We start from the raw sequence: 445 nt of genomic DNA on the forward strand, positions 1-445 counted from the left end.
TTCTTCGCCATCGCGGACGGGCGAACCGACGGCTTCACCGCTGGGGACGACGGCGAAACCGGGCCGGGGCCGTCCGGAGGGACACGATGAGTTCCGCGGGCGTCGACGCGGGTCCGTCGCGGTCGGCCGGAAACTCCCTCGTCGGAGACATCTGGGTCAATTTCAAGCGGTGGACCCGGAAGGCGATTCGGAATCCGACCGTCGTCTTTCTCGAACTCTTCATGGCGGTGTTCTCCCTGCTGATGTTCACGGCCGTCTTCGGCGACGTCGGCACTCTCGCTCTCGAACGGGCCGGATTCGAGGGCGTCGGCTACCTCCCCTTCGTCCTCCCCGCGGCCGTCGTCCAGGTGTCGATGTCGTCGTCGCTCTCCTCCGGCCTCGGACTGGTCGAGGACCTCCAGACGGGGATGTTCGAGAAGGTGACCGTCTCGCCGATGCGCTGGAC

At 66.7% G+C, this 445-nt stretch carries 1 pseudogene; it reads left to right on the plus strand.

Annotated elements, in window-relative coordinates:
• Nucleotides 1-86: 86 nt before the first annotated feature.
• Nucleotides 87-445: pseudogene (locus FY251_RS21410) on the plus strand (ABC transporter permease); the annotation flags it as partial.

Origin of the sequence: Haloferax sp. KTX1 (assembly GCF_902410085.1) — an archaeon.
In the GTDB taxonomy this organism is placed as follows: Archaea; Halobacteriota; Halobacteria; order Halobacteriales; family Haloferacaceae; genus Haloferax; species Haloferax massiliensis.